Below are 17,265 nucleotides of genomic sequence, written 5' to 3' on the forward strand. Positions count from 1 at the left end.
AGTTAGAACAGGAAGCCTTAGCACCGCTTGATCGGCACTCGGTCTTCGGTTGTTTGGGTCACGGGATATGGCGTTCGTCCTGACAAATCGACAACGACTACGCCCCCCTTCGCCACCGGCGAAAGTGGTCCGTTTGATTTCTGCGGTGTTACACCCAATCATTGATATCGAAGAGGAGCCAGCAGCGGGCGGTACTCCGCCCGACTGACTGGCCAAGGGTTGGGACTAGCCCTCCCCTGTGGAACCCCTCCCAGCCCCTGTCGGGGCCAAAGATTGGAGATCGTGATGGACAGTTTTTATGAAGATTTGATCGAGGCAAATTTCGTAGCTTGGCAGCATGAGATCAATGCGCTTGAGCATGATCCTTCCCGCCGTGCCGACTATGAAAAAGCCCTGCGCGAGCGGAACGCAGGACGCGAAGAGTTCGAACGCGTGAAACGTGAAAAGCGGGAGGCACGATTGAATGTCCGCCTCTAATTCTCGCAAAGCTACTCAGGTTCTTACATTCAGGATGACGCCGGATGAGGGCGACGCCTTGCGTGCAGCGGCCAAGGCAAACGGCATTGGTCCCGCCACCTTTGCCCGTCGCGCTGCGTTCAAAGCGGCCAGCCTCCCTTTGCCGGGGTACGAGGCAAAAGCACCTGATCCTGACAAGATCGACAAAGCCCGGTTGATCGGTGAGATTAATCGGATCGGCTCGAACCTCAACCAGATCGCGAAGATCACCAACCTCACCAAACGGGCTCCATCCTCGAAAGAGGTAAAAGTGCTTTTTGCCGAGGTCCGCGCTCTTCGTATCGATATTCTGAAAGCACTGGAAACATGATCGGGCAAGCTGTCAGACATGGTCGAAGCGCAAAGGATGCAGAGAATTTGCATGCTCATTTGATGAATGATCGGCGCGTGCGTGTCGAGATTATCAATAGCGCTGCACCCAATCTGCAATCCGCTATGGATGACATGCTGCTTGCATGCGACGCCTCAAAGGCCGACGCCGCATTTCTTCATCTGTCATTGTCACCAAGCCGCGATATGACCGATGGCGAACTGCGGCAGGTTGCGCAGATCGTAATGAAACATTTTTCGGCGGAGGAACACCCGGCCGCATTCGTGCTTCACGACAAGAAACGTTCCAACGACAGGGGTAACACCCATGGTCATCTGGTGCTCGGTCGGATCGGCTTCGACGGCCAGGTCATTCCCTCTGGATTTGAGAAAATCAAATTGGAAACGGCCATGAGGATAGCTGAATTTGAAATGGGCGAGACTGCTACACTTGGTCGTCACCATAAAAGTGCGGTGAAGTGGCTCCGTGCCAACGGCAGAGAAGATGTTGCTCAATGGCTCGACACAGCCCACCACCCGAATCTGGAAAAGCCTCAATCACCCGTCTCACCTGCCAAGCGCCAGATGATCCAGAGGAAGATCAGCACCGACCTGGCTATTGTCACAAGGACTGTTCGCAGCGCTTGGGAAAGGTCGGACGACGTCCAGTCGTTTACCGCAGCACTTTCTGAATCTGATTTTGACGTCGCACCGGGAGAAAAGGCTGGCGTCTATGTCGTCTTGAAAGATGGGATCGTTCTTGGCTCCCTTGATCGACTATTAAAAATCAAACGTCGGGAAGTTTCCGACCGAATGACGGAAGCGAGCGATATGAAGGGTAAAAATCATGAACCAAAACCAGCCACGAAAACCAGAATCACCAGCAACGATGGGGCAGGCAAAAGCAATCTACGATCAAGTCGTGGAGCTTCATCCTCTGCTGGACCTGTTGAACGAGCCCGAGCCAGCGGAAGGCGGACCAATCGATCAGCTACTGCAATCACTGGAGTCGGTACTGGTGGGGCAGCGCCATCTTCTTATGATGATGGAAGATCTGCAAAAGGACGTCAGCGAATTAAAGCGCAGCAGGCGCTGACGTCACTTGATCAGAGTCGCCTGACAAACAGCACTGTTTTCGCGGCTCAGAGTGTCAGGACGCATAAGCTACTTACGATACGCCACCAGATAAACGACGCTATTCGTAAGATTGAAGCACACAAATCAGGCTGGAGCTGGATCGAAGAATTCCGGAACGACCTGTTGGAAAAAATCAGAGAAACTCGGCAATACCTTTTTGGCGTCGATGTGCAGCTATCACCCAGAACCGCCTCAAAACCGTTGAAACGAATAGACGTCAGTCATTCTGACGTCTGGAATGAGGTTCCTGATCCGACATACCAGCCTATGCGGTTCGGGTAGACTAGCCCCTTTCCAATTCGATTTTTCATTACCCTTCGACCAGAGCCTCTTGTCTCTAGTCGATTCTGTTGCACAAAACTGGATCAAAAATAGAAATTGGAACCTTGGAGCTTCGTGACATTGATGACGTCCCCTGTGTTGCGCTACGCGCACGGCCATGTCCCCTGGACAGGCCTGACCCAGTCTAGGGCAACGTACCAATATCAACCCGCAACCGGGCTTTCGGCGTCGAAATGTCTAGTTCGTCAACATTCTAACGCACAGAAACCCCTCAAATTTGAGCAAGATTCATGTCTGCTGTGCCTTAACCCACCCGAAGTTCGCAGTTATTCTGGAAATCAGGCGATTGAACTCATCATGGCCATAGTCGGTTTGGGTTTGCAGTTGCAGTTATACAAAGATCGACGCACTACTGCTCAGGCCCAGAGCACGGTGGGATAAACACTTTAATTAATTTAGCGCGATGTCTTCATTTGAATGAAATTTTGCTGGGCTCATTACGTTAAGGTGATCGCCACCCCAAAACCCACTCATGCAACAAAAAAATTGTTGCGTCATTGTTGCAGATGTAAACAAATTTGTTGCAGGTCGATCCTGATAAGCTCGTTTTCTGTCAACTAAATTTGCATAATGATTTTAGTAAGTTATGGCGGAGGGGGTGGGATTCGAACCCACGGTACAGTCTCCTGCACGCCGGTTTTCAAGACCGGTGCCTTAAACCGCTCGGCCACCCCTCCAAGTGATTGTTATGATTTCTTTTCCCTGAGACAGGAAAAGCCGCAAATCAGTGATTTGCCCAGCAGTCACTCAATGGGTGACTTCTTAGCAGTTTTTATCGCCGCGTCAACTTGATCGAAGCGGTTCTGTATGAACTCTCAGGAGGACAGTTCTGCACCCGGATAACAAAAAAGGCCGGGGCGAAAACGCACCGACCTTCCTGATCCATCGCTTTCCTACCAGTGCCAGTACATCCGTGGTCAAAAGCATCAAACGATGGCGGCAATAGCGAGCAACAGACGCGTCCAGCGCTCTTAAGCTATGCCGTTGAGTGCGATATAGGTGGCCAATGTGTTCAAAACAAGTCCACAGTGTAAAATTATGCCGATGCCAGCACTGAACACCATCACGGCTCGGTCCCCGCACCGTAGAAGCGGCGCAATTCCAGATAGGCCACAACGATAAGAGCGCCAATCCCATAAGCAAGAACATCGAGCCAGTCAGGTGTAGCACCAAGAATTATGCGCAAAGCGCGGTTTGCAATTTGAACATTGTAGAGCTTGGCCAGAAATTGCCCGAACTCAACGAAGGCGCCAACGAGAAATGCTACGGTAGCCAACATGAACCGGTTGCCGTCAATACCAATGCGAAGAACCGCATAGACGAAAATGACAGCGACCAGATCCCCCGCGAAGCTTCTTATCCAGCCCAGTCCAGCGCCAAGCGTTGCCAACGCAGACAACGATATAAAAATAATGAACGCCGCGATGAGCGCACCAAGTGAAAATCTGAAATGCAATTCCCCATCCCATCGCTTTTCTATGAAGATATCGACAAAATAAATTGGCGATATATGCCGGATTCATTTACACATATTTCCTTAATCAGAACATTCGCCTGATTTCTTAGATCATATTATTTTCTTTTATTTCACCATTACAGAAACATTCCGTTACATTATGGTCCAAAACTGGCCTTTCTATTGCTCTATCCAAACCCCGCTAAGATCAACGAGGATATCAGATATGAAGCAATTCATTGCAGCAGCCATCGCCTTTTCTTTTCTCGGCTCACCGGCAGCTTTTGCCGCGCAGGGCGTCCTGCCGCTGAAGCAGGAACAGAAGGGAAAGGACAAGAAGCCCGCAGCAACCAAGAAGGCCGCCCCCAAGGCCCAGAACAAGGGCACTGACAAAAAGAACGTTCCGCACAAATAATCGCGCGCATAGGGCAAGCGCAATCAGGATTTACAAGGATTGTCGCAGCCCTGCACAATTTCCTACCTCCGCCAGAGTGGATAACACTCGGCGCACTCAATAAAACAGCGGCCGGCGACAAATCGCCGGCTGAAAGCAATTCAGTCCCTTTCAACCTGCCTGTTATGTCTAAGGCCCCGCGTAAGTCGGCTCAAAACTCACCCCTGCAGCCATCAGAAATGCGTGACAACTGCATTTTCACGGCATTTGGCCAATTCCATCAAAATTATAACTGTTCTAGGGTTGCTCTCATCGTTAATGAGACGTAAACTTGAGTTAAGTTGTCACCTAAAAGGGAAGCTATGAGTCTGGAATCCGTAAAGGCGTTTTTCGCTGACAAGGCACCCGAAGTCGAAGTCATCGAATTGCCAACCAGCACCGCCACTGTAGCCCTGGCTGCAGAAGCGCATGGTGTGGAGCCGGGCCAGATCGCGAAGACGCTTTCTTTCTCGACCAAAGACCAGACAATTCTCATTGTCACACGCGGTGACGCGCGCATCGACAATCGGAAATTCAAGGATCGCTTCGGCACCAAGCCGCGCATGCTGGATGCCGAAACCGTTCTCGCCGAGACCAGCCACCCGGTTGGCGGTGTATGCCCCTTCGGCTTGCCGAGCGCGCTTCCAGTCTATTGCGATGTCTCGCTGAAGGCTTACGAGGAAGTGGTTCCAGCAGCCGGTGCAACCAACAGCGCGGTTCGTATCGCGCCAGACAGAATGGCAACTTTGGTCACTGCGGAATGGATCGATGTCTGCCAGTAAAACTCAAACCGGGCACGGGAGGGCTCGCTATGGGAAAAAATACGACTCGTTTTTTCCACTTTAAATATGGGAAAAGACTTTCTATATATTAAGAACGATTCTAAACTGGATCATCACGGAAATCCGGCTTCCATCAAAACGCCATGAGCGGAGAGTTTTCTCAACATGGCCGATTTGGAACTGAAACCGGAACTTCAGACCAGATCATAGAGCCGGAATATAAGAGCGAGGGCATTTTCCGACCTGACTTGGTCGGGTTTGAAAATGCTCTGGGACGTGCTGAAAGGAACTCTCATGCGCCTTACTCGCCAGACGAATTATGCCGTTCGGATACTCATGTATTGTGCCGCGAATGAAGGCAAGCTGAGCCGCATTCCGGAAATCGCACGCGCTTATAGCGTTTCGGAGCTGTTTCTTTTCAAGATTTTGCAGCCGCTCGTGGAAAACGGGCTGGTTGAAACCGTGCGTGGCCGCAATGGCGGTGTGCGTCTCGGCCGTGCAGCCAACGATATCAGCCTGTTCGATGTCGTGCGCGTCACTGAAGAAAACTTCGCCATGGCGGAATGCTTCGAAAACGATGCAACCGAGTGCCCGCTGGTTGACAGTTGCGCCCTGAACTCAGCCCTGCGTGAAGCGCTGAACGCGTTCTTCGGTGTGTTGATGAAGTACAGCATTTCAGACCTCGTAAAGGCCCGTCCGAATGTGCGCGCACTGCTGGGTCTAGATGAAATGGAAGAACAGCGCGTCGCGAGCTAAGCTCATCAGATAGCGCAAATCAAAAGGTCCGGTGAAAACCGGACCTTTTTTAGTGTGTCTGCTTTTATTCGGCAGCGGCGCGATAAGCCGATTGCGGCAACACGAAGGGCACGCCGCGAGCGGGAGGCACCCCTACCCGCAATGCGCATTCATACACCCGCTCCAGCCGTTCATCGGTCAGCGCTTCTTGCGGCGTGCCGATAGTATCGAGCCTGCCCTGACACATGACCGCAATCCGGTCGGCAAACATGGCAGTCAGATTGAGATCATGCAGAATGGCGATCACGCCGCCGCCTTCGGCGGCAAAATCCCGCGCGATTTCCATCACGACAATCTGGTGTCTGATATCGAGGCTTGAAATCGGCTCATCGAGAAAGAGATAGCGCGCGGAGCCGTCAACGACCGGCTTCCAGACCTGGCACAGCACGCGGGCAAGTTGCACCCGTTGCTGTTCGCCGCCGGAAAGCTCCTGATAAAGCCTGCCGCCGAAGCCGCCAAGGTCCACCCGCTGCAAGGCGAGATCGGGCAAGCCGCCCTCAAAATCGCGTGGCAAACCGCTGTAACCGCCGGTCAAACCGATACCGACGATCTCACGCACAGTGAAAGGAAAGGACAAAGCGCTGGCCTGCGGAAGCACCGCGCGGCGGGCGGCCATTTCCCATGGCTTGAAATCCGCGAACGACCGCCCGTCCAGAAGTGCCTCACCCGTAAAAGGTACATCACCCGACAATGCCCGTAAGAGCGTCGTCTTGCCCGATCCGTTCGGGCCGACGATTGCGGTGATTTCACCGGCGCGCGCCGTGAAATCGATATTCTCGATGATCGACTTGCCTGAAAGACGAACGCTGAGTGACTTGGTTTCAATCATGACGCCCTCACAGATCAAGAAGGCCGCGCTGACGCAGCAATATCCAGAGGAAGAATGGCGCGCCGCAGATGGCGGTGATAATGCCGATGGGCAGTTCCGCCGGTGCAACGATGGTGCGGCTGACCGCATCGGCGAGCAGAAGCAGAACAGCGCCCAGCAGTGCTGACGCGGGCAGAAGATAGCGATGATCCGGGCCGATGCTGAGACGCAGCATATGCGGCACCACGATACCGATAAAGCCAATACCGCCTGCGACAGCCACCGTCGCACCGGTGGCCGCAGCTACGGTCACGATGGCGACATTCTTGATGCGCTGCACCTGAATGCCGAGATGCCCGGCGGCGGCTTCGCCCAATGCAAGCGCGTTGAGACCACGCGCCAGAATCGGCGCTGCAATCAGCACCACGGCGATGATCGGCCCGGCTGCCACGATCTTGCTCCAGGTCGCACCTGCAAGCGAGCCAAGCCCCCAGAAAGTGAGATCCCGCAACTGGCGGTCATCGGCCATATAGACAAGAACGCCGGTTGCAGCTCCCGCCAGCGCGCCAAGTGCTATACCTGCCAAAAGCATGGTGGCAACTGAGGTGCGCCCGCGCCGGGTTGCGACCCGGTAGAGCAACAAGGTCGTGGCAAGGCCGCCGAAGAAGGCCGCCAAAGGTAGCGCATAGATGCCCAGAACTGCGATAACCGGCGCCAGAACGGTGCCACCCAGCACAATCATCGACACGGCACCAAGACTTGCACCCGACGCGACGCCCACAAGACCGGGATCGGCCAGCGGATTGCGGAACAACCCCTGCATGACGGCACCGGACACGGCAAGCCCCGCACCGATCAGCATACCGAGGATGATACGCGGCAGGCGGATTTCCATGATGATCAGGTGATCCCGCTGGAACGTCTCCGCCCCCTCGCCGCTCACAAATCCACGCAGCAGCGTGAGAATGGATGCATCCGAAGCACCAGCCGTGAGGCTGAACAGAGCTGTTAGGCACAGCGCGACGCCGAGTGCGGCCAGAACGATGCGGGCGCGTTGCGTGCGATCTCCGGCCTTCTCGGTTGCGCCCGTGTTTTTCCGACTGTCTCCGGCTCGATGACGCATGGTGAAGGGCTCTCCGCCTGCCATACGACCTTGGCTGGTCATTTGCTTATTCCTCATTCGGATGCCTGATCCGATTATTGTCCTGCTGGCGTATCGTAGAGTTTCGCCGACAGTTCACGAATGGCAGCGCCGGTACGCGGGCCAAAGCCCAGCAGATAAAGCGCGTCCATGGCGACAACATTTTTGGAGCGTCCGGCAGGCGTACTGGCAATCGCTGGATTCTTCAGAAGGTCAGCCGGGCCGATGCCGTCGCCGCCGGTGTTCATCATCAAAATCATATCCGGAGCGGCTTTGCCGATGGCTTCATCGGTGAGCTGCTTGTAACCCGGATATTCGGTGATGACGTTCACACCGCCAGCAAGCTTGATCATGCCGTCAGCCGCCGTGCCGGTTCCAGACGCCATCAGGCGTCCGCCAGCCCCATTCAACACAAACAACACGCGCTTGCGCTGTTCGTGCGCAGCAGCAGCCTTTTCGGCAGCCTGAAGATCACTGGCGATGCTATCCGCCAGCACCTTGGCTTTGTCTTCAAGACCGAGCGCCTTGCCGACAGCCTCGATCTTCGCGATGACGCTTTCACCGGTGTAGTTTTCCGGCACGATAACCATCGGCACGGAGGCTTTCTTCAAAACCTCCAGCGTGTCCTGCGGACCGCTGCCCTGAATGAGCAGAATGCCCGTCGGATTGACCGACAGCACTCCCTCCGGTGCAAGCTGGCGCATGTAACCGACATCCGGCAAGGCTTCCGCAGCCGCCGGATAGGTGCTGGTCTGGTCGCGAGCAACGAGCATCTTTTCCGCGCCGAGCGCATAGACGATCTCCGTCAACGGTCCGCCGACAGAGACGATGCGTGACGTATCGGCAAACCGTTCAACGGTATCGGCACCGGCAATGCCGGCACCCAGTGACCAAGCCATAGCGGCGACAGCGACAACGCGCGTGAAACGTGCTGAAATGACAGACATGATGCGCGTCCTATGCAGCGGTCGACCGGGGAAGACGCGGCAGATTTTCGGCAATCATGCGCCAGTCGGCCAGTTCTGCCTCGCCTTCATGGCGCTCACCGAAGAACTGAACGATCAGTTCGCCATTGGCGTCATAAGCTTCCAGCGAGGTGACGTGACCGTCCTTGGTCGGCTTGCGCACAACCCACGCATCGGCAATATGATCGATACGAAGATGCATGTGGAACGTCGGATCGAGAACATTGAGCCATGGGCCCATCATCTTGATCTCATGGATCGGCCCGGTGTGGATCTGGATACAACCGCGATTGCCGACAAAGCACATGATCGGCAACTGCTGCTGTACGGCGTGATTCATCATTGCTTCCACGGATGAAAGATCAACGCGCCACGCGAAATCCTGTCCGGCAAGATGCACGGCCTGATGGCGGTCCACGCCAAAATCCTTCAACAACCCCATGAACTGGTGCACATCGGTCAAGGCGCTCCAGCGCTCGCGGAAAGCATCGGTATCGACAAGCGCGACATTGGCCTTTGCACCTTTCGGCGCAATCGCAGTCGTTTCGATAGAACCCGACTGATCATCGAGCAGAAGTTCGGTGACGAGCGCTTCATATGCCTCAACATCGGATGCCGGACGCAGGTGAATCTTATGCACCGCTTCACCGGATGCATCGAAGAACTGAAGGCTGCGACGCACTTCTTCGCCATCCTTCTTGCGAACGGCGAAACCGTGCACCCAATGCTTTGGGAAAATACGCAGGTCGATCTGCTTTCCAAGCACGATCGAAGCATGAGGACCCCAAACGGCCTTTTCAAATGGTCCGATCTTTTCGTGCACGACGCTTTCATTGCGCGTCAGCGCCATAACTTCGCCTAGGGTCGAAGCGCGGCTGAGCAAGGTCTCGACGTCCGCGCGAATGCGGCGGGCCGAAATGGCGGCATCGTCGCCGAGGCCACAATGGGCAGCAACGAAATCAGCTTCAGAAATACCGAGGCTTTGTGCGAAATCGCGTTCGCGCGCCTTCGGGTTGTCCGCCCGTGCCTGGAGAATCTGCTCTGGGGAGGGCTTGGAATGTTGCGTCATGAGAGTCGTGCCTACTTGTTCAAAATGAGCTTGCCTTGGCGGGTAATCTTGAGGCGATAAAGCGATCCGCCATGCTCTATCCCTACCTCGCGGGAGCCGTCGAAAAGTTCGCGGCTGCCATAAGTCTTGATCTGCGCTTCTTTCAGGGTTGCGCGAATCGTGGGCGCGGTGCGCTCACCGGTGTTTTCGATCGCCGGACCGTCGATCATGCGGTTGGCAGAACGGTCGGCGGCGTGCCCGCGGGGCAAACGCACTTGCATGTCTATATGAATACGCCTGTTCATTTTCCTGCCTGCCTTTGACTTAAAAGCTTCGCTGGGAAGCCACGTTTTTCACAAAACGATATCCGTCTGTTAGTGACGAAATTGATTTGTTGACATCGTTAGTCATGTTTACTAATCACTGCATTACTGGATTAATCGAGTCAAGTTTAAATCTCGCCCTTCCAGCGCAAGCCACGAAGAATTTGTCTTCGCCAGCCAGCCCAGCCGCTTCCATGTTGGAAGCATTCTAAACAATTGAATTCTTAGGCTTTCCTGCCGGGACTCAGGCCGGTGGGGGCACACTTGCGCAGAGGAAATACAGCAATGCGGGCGACTGGTGGGGTACACAAGCGTTCATTCCTGGCGAGCAGCGGGCTCGCCGTCATTCTTGTCGCGATGGCATCGCAGTCACTCGCGCAGGAGCAGAAAGCAGCCGAGAGCGAAAACGACGTCAAGCTGAAGACGATCACCATCAAGAGCGATGGTGCAAAAGGCGATGCGACCTACAATACGCCCGCCGCAGTCAGCACCGTTTCCAGCGAAGAGCTTCGCCGCAACGGCGATGTGAAGCTGGACGATGTGCTGCGCGACAAGCCGGGCGTCTTCACTCGCATGAATGGCTCCCAGCCGGGTGTTGCCGTCAATATTCGTGGCTTTGAAGGTTCCGGACGCGTCAACATGATGGTCGACGGTGTTCGCCAGAACTTCCGCTTCACCGGCCATGAAGCGCAGGGCTTCACCTATGTCGATCCGAACCTTCTCGCCGATATCGACATTTCGCGCGGCGCAGTAACCGGCACGGGTGGCGGCGCGCTTGCGGGCAGCGTCAATTTCCGCACGCTCGGCGTGGATGACATCGTCCGTCAGGGCCAGCAATATGGTGTGCTCGGGCGCGCTTCCTGGGGCAGCAATGGCGTCGGTTTCTCTGAAATGCTGGCTGCCGGTGCACGCGTCAATTCTATGGGCGTTGCCGCAGCCATCAGCCGCCGCGATTCCAAGAACTACAAGGATGGCGATGGTGTCGAGCAGCCGGACACCGGACAGGAACTGACCTCCGGTCTCGTCAAGACCGAGTTTGGTTTCGGCGAAGATCACAAGCTGTCGCTTGGCGGTGTTTTCTACAACAACGACTTTGGCGCCAATTCCTACGATCAGAACGTCAAGAACAAGACGTTCACGGCGAATTACAGCTATAATCCGTCGGATAACGACCTGATCGACCTGCATGTCAACGCTTACTACAACCGCCTCGACATGACCTATTACAACAGCCTGTCCACGGGCCTTCCGGGCAGCGCGACAGGCCGTAGCATCACCGACAAGGGCTATGGTTTCGACATTTCGAACACATCGCGCTTCAATGTCGGCGAAGTCGGCGTCAAGTGGAACTACGGTGTCGAATATTTCCGCGACAATATTTCGGGCGACAATTCCGGCGTCAATCCAGTCGATGGACGCAGCAGCAACGGCGCAGTCTTCTCTGAAACCACCTTCAGCTATGGCATTGTCGACCTGATCGCCGGCCTGCGCTACGACTTCTTCAAAACGTCGGGCAGCGCCGACACCGGACTGGCTGGCTTTGGCGAAAATGGCGTCTATGACGTCGATATTTCCAAGCAACGTCTTGATCCGAAAATCACGCTGGCGATCAACGCGACCGACTGGTTGCAGCCATATGTGACCTATTCCCAGAGCATGCGTTCGCCAACGCTGCAGGAAACCATGCTGGGCGGCAACCATCCCGGCTCGACAAGCGTCAGCTTCCTGCCGAACCCTACCCTTTCGCCTGAAACCCAGAAGGGTTGGGAAATCGGCGTTAACGTCAAGAAGGACGATCTGTTCCTTGCCGGAGATTCGCTGCGCCTGAAGGCCGATTATTACGACATGGACGTCGAAGACTACATCACGTCCACGTTCAACCCGACTTATCGCAAGTACCAGTTCGTCAATGTCGACGGCACCTCGCAGGTACGCGGCTTCGAACTGGAAGCAATGTATGATGCGGGCATGGCCTTCGGCGGCATCGCCTACACCCACTCCAAGTCGGATCTGCCAGCGCAGACCCCGGGTCTCGGTGCCGGGCAGTATATGCCCGACGACGTATTTTCGGTTAGCGGCGGTGCGCGCTTCCTTGAGCGCAAGCTGACGGTTGGCGGTCGCTACTCCTATGTTTCGGGCGGCGATACGGTCGGTTACACCGGCGTTACCCAGTCCGACAGCTATGGTCTCGTGGACGTGTTCGCCAATTACAAGTTCACCGACAACGTGGATCTGACGCTGAAGGTCAACAACCTGTTTGACAAGAGCTACACGCCATTCCTGAGCACGTCGGGTTCTGGTCAGGGACGTACGTTCCTCGTGGCGACACAGTTCCAGTTCTGATCCGAGACAATCGCCCGGACGCACCCTTCTCGTGTGCCCGGGACATGATCTAACCGTCGCATCTTTGAAGGCTGGCCAACCTCTGACCGCGGCTGCGGCCTTCTGATCCCGAGATGTGACGCGGCGCGTGCGGCCCTACCACCGCACGCGCCGGAAATTCGAATTCAGGTTTCTGGCCATGCAAACCAGAAAAACCGCTATAGTCGATCGAAAGCCAGTCCAAACCCAATGGAAAAGGATGAGCCATGTTCATAGCCATGAATCGCTTCAAGGTACGCGTCGGCAGCGAAGCCGATTTCGAAGCCGTCTGGAAAAACCGCGATTCCACGCTTTCCGAGCTTCCGGGCTTCGAAACGTTCCACCTGCTGCGCGGCACGACCAATGAAGAGGAAGGTTATACGCTGTATGCTTCCCATACGGTCTGGCGCAGCCGTGACGATTTCACCTTCTGGACCAAGTCTGAACAGTTCCGTGATGCGCATCGCAATGCCGGAACCAACAAGCCGCTTTATCTCGGACCGCCGCAGTTTGAAGGCTTCAACGCCGTCGAAGGCGCATAAGTCACTGTCTCGCCCACCTTTTCCACAAGGTGCGGCGAAATGGCACATCTTCTGTCGGTGACGCTTTCACATCGTTGCCGACAGAGCATTTAATTAGCCAATTCATGTTTAAACATGGGTAGTTAACTCATATTTAGAATAATTCTAAGTTATTGTTTTTTAGAACATTTCAAAAACATAGAAATTGACAGATACCCTGCTTCCCAGCCATAACCTGACCTAGTTTGGTGAGTTTAATAGACCACCTAAATAGACCTTTAATGTTCGGGCCTTTAACCCTTGCAATTGGAGGAACCATTGTCCGGTTCATCTTGGCCTTGCGCCACCAGTAAAATAACGCTGCGCGTTTCCAGCAGCCATCTCGAAGTAGAAGTACCGGGCAATCAGGTAGACTTCCTCCATTTTTCGCATTCCGCGTCAGGTTTTTACTGCTGTAACGGCATGGGAGTATCCGTCTCATGCTAGTTTGCAGCTGTAACGTCATTACAGATAAGGATATCGAAGCAGTTGTGATCGAACTTCTTGATCAGGACTGCTGGCAGCTTATCGTTCCCGGCACCGTCTATAATGCCATGTCCAAGCGCGGCCGCTGCTGCGGCTGCTTCCCAAACGTCGTAGAAACGATCATAAGGGTGACTGAAGAGTATCATCTTCGTCACAACCAAATGGACGAAAACGTCATCCAGTTCATGGATCGTGTACGTTCTCTACGCGACAAATTCGGGAGTTCATGGAATGAAAGGCGAACCAAAGGTCATCGAGCGGCTTAACGAGGCTCTGTTTCTTGAGCTCGGTGCCGTCAACCAGTATTGGCTGCACTACCGCCTGCTGAACGACTGGGGTTTCACGCGTCTTGCCAAGAAAGAGCGTGAAGAATCCATCGAAGAGATGCATCACGCTGACAAGATCATCGACCGCATCATCTTCCTCGAAGGTCACCCAAACCTGCAGACTCTCGCACCACTGCGCATCGGCCAGAACGTCAAGGAAGTTCTGGAAGCCGATCTTGCTGGCGAGTATGACGCCCGCGCTTCCTACAAGAAGTCGCGCGAAATCTGCGACGAGCTCGGCGATTACGTTTCCAAGCAGCTTTTTGACGAGCTTCTGGCAGACGAAGAAGGCCACATCGACTTCCTCGAAACCCAGCTCGACCTGCTGGCGAAAATCGGTGAAGAGCGCTACGGCCAGCTGAACGCAGCTCCTGCGGACGCAGCCGAATAAGCCTGTTTTTCCAGGTACTCCGAAGCCGGGACCTCCAGTCCCGGCTTTTTTATTGCCGCCATGCGGCAACCACGCCCGGCATCCAAGCTTTACCTTGGCCCCTTTCTCGTGGTATTGCGCGCGCAATTTCCGAAATTTGCAAGGTTCCCCCAATGAGCGCACCGCGCGTCAGTTTCGTTTCACTTGGCTGCCCGAAGGCGCTGGTCGATTCCGAACGCATCATCACCAGCCTCCGCTCGGAAGGCTATGAAATCTCCCGCAAGCATGACGGCGCCGATCTGGTGATCGTCAATACATGCGGCTTTCTCGATTCCGCACGCGACGAGTCGCTTGATGCCATCGGCCTCGCACTCAACGAAAATGGCAAGGTGATCGTCACCGGTTGCCTCGGCGCGGAACCGGACGTCATTCGCGAACGTCACCCGAACGTGCTCGCCATCACCGGCCCTCAGGCCTATGAAAGCGTGATGAGCGCCGTGCACGAAGCCGCCCCGCCAGCCCATGATCCGTTCGTGGATCTGGTGCCGCCGCAGGGCGTGAAGCTCACGCCGCGCCACTACGCCTATCTGAAAATTTCCGAGGGCTGCTCCAACCGCTGCTCTTTCTGCATCATTCCGGCGCTGCGTGGCGATCTCGTCTCGCGCCCGATCGATCAGGTGCTGCGCGAAGCCGAAAAGCTGGTAACAGCCGGTGTCAAGGAAATCCTCGTCATTTCGCAGGATACAAGCGCTTACGGCCTCGATATCAAATATCAGGAAGCCATGTGGCAGGATCGCACGGTCCGCACCAAGTTCCTCGATCTGTCACGCGAACTGGGCGACATGGGCGTCTGGGTGCGCATGCATTATGTCTATCCCTACCCGCATGTCGATGAAGTCATTCCGTTGATGGCGGAAGGCAAAATCCTGCCTTACCTCGATATTCCGTTCCAGCATGCTTCGCCTGCCGTTCTGAAAAACATGCGTCGCCCGGCCCATCAGGAAAAGACCTCGCGCCGCATTCAGGCCTGGCGCGAAACCTGCCCGGATCTGGCCGTCCGTTCGACTTTCATCGTCGGCTATCCCGGTGAAACCGAAGAGGATTTCCAGCTGCTGCTCGACTGGCTCGATGAAGCCAAGATTGAACGCGCTGGCTGCTTCAAATATGAGCCAGTCAAGGGCGCAAAGGCCAATGATCTCGGCCTCGAACAGGTGCCGGAAGAAATCAAGGAATCGCGCTGGCACCGTTTCATGGCCAAGCAGCAGCAGATTTCCACCAATCTTCTCAAGAAAAAGGTCGGCAAGCGCCTGCCCGTCATTATCGACGAGGCGAACGGCACTATCGCCAAGGGCCGCACCCGCTATGACGCGCCGGAAATCGACGGCAGCGTGCATATCCAGTCACGTCGTCCGCTGCGCGTCGGCGACATTGTTACCGTGAAAGTCGAGGCAAGCGACGCCTACGATCTGCACGGCATCGCGGTCTGATGGCTGCATCGGCAGTCATTGCCATCAGAAAAGCAACATCGGCAGATGTGGCGGCTATCGTCGCCATGCTTGCCGATGATGCGCTTGGCGCAAAGCGCGAAGACGCCAGCCTGCCACTGCGCGACGAATACACGAACGCCTTTGCTGCCATCGATGCGGACCCTAACCAGTTTCTGGCAGTCGTTGAGCATGACGGGCGCATTATCGGCTGCATGCAACTGAGCTTTATTCCGGGCCTCTCACGCATGGGCCAATGGCGCGGCCAGATTGAAAGCGTGCGCATCGCCAGCGATATTCGCGGCGGCGGTATCGGTCGTCAGATGATCGAATTGGCCATCGCGAAATGCCGCGAACGGGGCTGCGGGCTGGTCCAGCTTACGACTGACAAATCCCGCTCCGATGCCCTGCGTTTTTATCAGTCGCTCGGTTTCACCGACAGCCATGAAGGCCTTAAACTGTCGCTTTAAGAAAGCTGCACAGTCATAATTATTTAAAAGAAAAAGGGCGCCCAACGCGCCCTTCTTTTTTGCCTGTTTACAAGTCTTATTGCGGTAGCTTGTCGTCCACGCCTGCGACATAGAAGTTCATGCCGAGCAAGGTCTTGTCGTCAGCATGTTCGCCAGCCTTGAGCCATTCCGAACCGTCTTGCTTCTTGATCGGTCCCGTGAACGGCTTCAACTCACCGGACTTGATCTTGGCCACGGTTTCCTCGGCCATTTTCTTCACGTCGTCCGGCATGTTGGTGAACGGAGCCATCTTGACGAGGCCTTCATGCATGCCCCACCAGATATCCTGGCTCTTCCAGCTACCGTCGAGAACAGCCTTGGCGCGGTCGATATAATATGGACCCCATTCGTCAATGGTGGCGCTCAGCTGCGTCTTTGGCGCAAACTTGATCATGTCCGAAGCCTGACCAAAAGCCTTGATACCGCGTTCGGCTGCAACCTGAATGGCGGCAGTGGAATCGGTGTGCTGGGTCAGAATATCGACGCCCTGATCGATCAGGGCCTTGGCGGCATCGGCTTCCTTACCCGGATCGAACCACGAGTTCGCCCAGATGACCTTGACCTTGAAATCCGGATTGATCGACTGCGCACCCAGCATGAAAGCGTTGATGCCCTGCACCACTTCCGGCACCGGGACGGAGGCGATATAGCCTGCTACGCCCTTCGTGGAGAGCTTTGCAGCGATCTGCCCCTGAACATACCGGCCTTCATAGAAACGCGCATTATAGACCGAGACGTTGTCGGCGGTCTTATAACCGGTGGCGTGCTCGAACTTCACCTTGGGGAACTTCTTGGCAACCTTGATCGTCGGGTCCATGTAACCGAACGAGGTCGTGAAGATCAGCGTGTTGCCAGCGCGTGCCAGACGTTCAATGGAGCGCTCAGCGTCAGCACCTTCCGGCACGTTTTCGAGATAGGTGGTTTCAACCTTGTCGCCCAGTGCCTCAATCAGTTCCTTGCGCGCCTGATCGTGCTGATAGGTCCAGCCGAAATCGCCCGGAGGTCCGATATAGACAAAGCCGATTTTCAGTTTTTCTTCCGCATGCGCCGCGCCGCCGAGCATAAAGCTCGCAGCTGTAGCGAAGGCCATAAGCGTCTTTTTCATGTTCCCTGC

The 17,265-nt window shown here is 55.3% G+C and carries 19 protein-coding genes and 1 tRNA gene; 12 read left to right on the forward strand and 8 right to left on the reverse strand.

The features are described 5' to 3' along the window. Positions 1-285: 285 nt before the first annotated feature. From FHW03_RS10495 to FHW03_RS10505, 3 genes are read left to right on the forward strand one after another with little or no spacing between them, the layout of a single operon-like run. Positions 286-477 (forward strand): hypothetical protein, encoded by a 192-nt coding sequence (locus tag FHW03_RS10495; protein ID WP_182520582.1) that lies wholly within the window; start codon positions 286-288, stop codon positions 475-477. Beyond that, on the forward strand, positions 464-826 hold the full coding sequence (mobC, locus tag FHW03_RS10500; protein WP_182520583.1) for a plasmid mobilization protein: 363 nt from the start codon (positions 464-466) through the stop codon (positions 824-826). The genes FHW03_RS10495 and mobC overlap by 14 nt, the downstream gene beginning before the upstream one ends. Then, positions 823-2,244, forward strand: coding sequence for a relaxase/mobilization nuclease domain-containing protein (locus tag FHW03_RS10505; RefSeq protein WP_182520584.1), 1,422 nt, complete (start codon positions 823-825; stop codon positions 2,242-2,244). Before mobC ends, FHW03_RS10505 begins: the two co-directional genes overlap by 4 nt. A 647-nt stretch (positions 2,245-2,891) precedes the next feature. Here the strand turns inward: FHW03_RS10505 and FHW03_RS10510 are convergent. Together FHW03_RS10510 and FHW03_RS10515 are read right to left on the reverse strand one after the other, a co-directional pair. Then, a tRNA-Ser gene (locus FHW03_RS10510) sits at positions 2,892-2,981 on the reverse strand. 386 nt (positions 2,982-3,367) lie between these two features. After that, entirely contained in the window at positions 3,368-3,760 is a 393-nt protein-coding gene (locus tag FHW03_RS10515) for a DUF2809 domain-containing protein (protein ID WP_182520585.1), read from the reverse strand. Positions 3,761-3,986: 226 nt separating this feature from the next. On the opposite strand from FHW03_RS10515, the gene FHW03_RS10520 reads away from it, so the two are divergent. The 3 genes from FHW03_RS10520 to rirA all read left to right on the forward strand — a co-directional run bounded on the left by FHW03_RS10520 (position 3,987) and on the right by rirA (position 5,731). Next, positions 3,987-4,175 (forward strand): hypothetical protein, encoded by a 189-nt coding sequence (locus FHW03_RS10520; protein ID WP_182520586.1) that lies wholly within the window; start codon positions 3,987-3,989, stop codon positions 4,173-4,175. Positions 4,176-4,516: 341 nt separating this feature from the next. Then, complete coding sequence (locus FHW03_RS10525) at positions 4,517-4,975, forward strand: YbaK/EbsC family protein (protein WP_138783789.1); 459 nt, start codon at positions 4,517-4,519, stop codon at positions 4,973-4,975. A 294-nt stretch (positions 4,976-5,269) separates the two neighbouring features. Beyond that, positions 5,270-5,731: an iron-responsive transcriptional regulator RirA gene (gene rirA / locus FHW03_RS10530; protein WP_109367509.1), complete on the forward strand. Its 462-nt coding sequence runs from the start codon at positions 5,270-5,272 to the stop codon at positions 5,729-5,731. Between the two features lie 64 nt (positions 5,732-5,795). On the opposite strand, the gene FHW03_RS10535 is transcribed toward rirA, so the two are convergent. The 5 genes from FHW03_RS10535 to hemP all read right to left on the reverse strand — a co-directional run bounded on the left by FHW03_RS10535 (position 5,796) and on the right by hemP (position 10,037). Further along, positions 5,796-6,599, reverse strand: coding sequence for a heme ABC transporter ATP-binding protein (locus FHW03_RS10535; protein ID WP_182520587.1), 804 nt, complete (start codon positions 6,597-6,599; stop codon positions 5,796-5,798). Positions 6,600-6,606: 7 nt separating this feature from the next. Beyond that, positions 6,607-7,701: a FecCD family ABC transporter permease gene (locus FHW03_RS10540; protein WP_377514688.1), complete on the reverse strand. Its 1,095-nt coding sequence runs from the start codon at positions 7,699-7,701 to the stop codon at positions 6,607-6,609. Positions 7,702-7,775: 74 nt separating this feature from the next. Continuing rightward, a complete protein-coding gene (locus tag FHW03_RS10545; protein WP_182520589.1) occupies positions 7,776-8,666 on the reverse strand; it encodes an ABC transporter substrate-binding protein in 891 nt (296 codons plus the stop codon). Between the two features lie 10 nt (positions 8,667-8,676). Further along, positions 8,677-9,753 carry a ChuX/HutX family heme-like substrate-binding protein gene (locus FHW03_RS10550; protein ID WP_182520590.1) on the reverse strand — a complete coding sequence of 359 codons (1,077 nt, stop codon included), beginning with the start codon at positions 9,751-9,753 and terminating at the stop codon, positions 8,677-8,679. An 11-nt stretch (positions 9,754-9,764) separates the two neighbouring features. Then, positions 9,765-10,037, reverse strand: a complete 273-nt coding sequence (hemP, locus tag FHW03_RS10555) for a hemin uptake protein HemP (RefSeq protein ID WP_182520591.1) — start codon at positions 10,035-10,037, stop codon at positions 9,765-9,767. A gap of 303 nt (positions 10,038-10,340) precedes the next feature. Between hemP and FHW03_RS10560 the strand changes: the two genes are divergently transcribed. The 6 genes from FHW03_RS10560 (at position 10,341) to FHW03_RS10585 (ending at position 16,112) form a co-directional block, all read left to right on the forward strand. Continuing rightward, entirely contained in the window at positions 10,341-12,398 is a 2,058-nt protein-coding gene (locus FHW03_RS10560; RefSeq protein ID WP_182520592.1) for a TonB-dependent receptor domain-containing protein, read from the forward strand. A 245-nt stretch (positions 12,399-12,643) separates the two neighbouring features. Continuing rightward, positions 12,644-12,958 carry an antibiotic biosynthesis monooxygenase gene (locus tag FHW03_RS10565; RefSeq protein ID WP_182520593.1) on the forward strand — a complete coding sequence of 105 codons (315 nt, stop codon included), beginning with the start codon at positions 12,644-12,646 and terminating at the stop codon, positions 12,956-12,958. A 458-nt stretch (positions 12,959-13,416) separates the two neighbouring features. Next, entirely contained in the window at positions 13,417-13,728 is a 312-nt protein-coding gene (locus FHW03_RS10570) for a bacterioferritin-associated ferredoxin (RefSeq protein WP_109367516.1), read from the forward strand. Continuing rightward, on the forward strand, positions 13,694-14,179 hold the full coding sequence (gene bfr / locus FHW03_RS10575) for a bacterioferritin (RefSeq protein WP_171317361.1): 486 nt from the start codon (positions 13,694-13,696) through the stop codon (positions 14,177-14,179). Before FHW03_RS10570 ends, bfr begins: the two co-directional genes overlap by 35 nt. A gap of 152 nt (positions 14,180-14,331) precedes the next feature. Beyond that, positions 14,332-15,645 carry a 30S ribosomal protein S12 methylthiotransferase RimO gene (rimO, locus tag FHW03_RS10580; RefSeq protein ID WP_138783781.1) on the forward strand — a complete coding sequence of 438 codons (1,314 nt, stop codon included), beginning with the start codon at positions 14,332-14,334 and terminating at the stop codon, positions 15,643-15,645. Further along, positions 15,645-16,112, forward strand: coding sequence for a GNAT family N-acetyltransferase (locus FHW03_RS10585; protein WP_182520594.1), 468 nt, complete (start codon positions 15,645-15,647; stop codon positions 16,110-16,112). Before rimO ends, FHW03_RS10585 begins: the two co-directional genes overlap by 1 nt. Before the next feature lie 76 nt (positions 16,113-16,188). Here the strand turns inward: FHW03_RS10585 and FHW03_RS10590 are convergent, their stop codons facing one another. Beyond that, the gene (locus FHW03_RS10590) at positions 16,189-17,256 is read right to left on the reverse strand and encodes a BMP family ABC transporter substrate-binding protein (protein WP_182520595.1); all 1,068 of its coding nucleotides are present in this window, start codon (positions 17,254-17,256) and stop codon (positions 16,189-16,191) included. Between the last annotated feature and the right edge of the window lie 9 nt (positions 17,257-17,265).

This window comes from Ochrobactrum sp. RH2CCR150 (assembly GCA_014138095.1).
Taxonomy (GTDB): domain Bacteria; phylum Pseudomonadota; class Alphaproteobacteria; order Rhizobiales; family Rhizobiaceae; genus Brucella; species Brucella gambitense.